1 protein-coding gene is annotated in these 392 nt (G+C 50.8%); it reads left to right on the top strand.

What is annotated here, in order from left to right; translation table 11 throughout:
* Positions 1 to 323, top strand: a 323-nt coding sequence (locus RMT89_RS41430; RefSeq protein WP_315888920.1) for a hypothetical protein, incomplete at its 5' end; no start/stop codon positions are given.
* Between the last annotated feature and the right edge of the window lie 69 nt (positions 324 to 392).

Below are 392 nucleotides of genomic sequence, written 5' to 3'. Positions count from 1 at the left end.
CTCCGATGGCGTCACAGGCGACTAAGGGCGAGCACTCCGGGGGCAAGGTAAACTATTACCTTGCCAAAGTGCAGTATCCTCGCCGGGAAGATCAGCCAGCGTATCAGGCGGAATGTGAAGACATTATCGCAGCACTGGAAATGACCTTCGATGAAGGCTGCGCTTTCAAGGCTATCTGGCGGTCAGCCGCTGCCCGTATGGGAGCCAAGAAAGAAGGTCACGATCCTGTTTATGACGCCGACAAGGTTGTTCATTACGGGAAGAATATGGCGCGCACTGCACGCCAAAAAGCTACGGCCTACATAGGCACGATACACACATAAGGGATGGGGGAATAATCCCCCATTCTGATTATTACTCAAATAATTATCGAGGTAATATCGTGAACTTTA

Origin of the sequence: Streptomyces sp. P17, from assembly GCF_032436805.1 — a bacterium.
GTDB lineage: Bacteria > Actinomycetota > Actinomycetes > Streptomycetales > Streptomycetaceae > Streptomyces.
The sequence above is the reverse complement of the archived record's forward strand: the minus strand, read 5'-3'. Positions and strand labels throughout refer to the sequence as shown.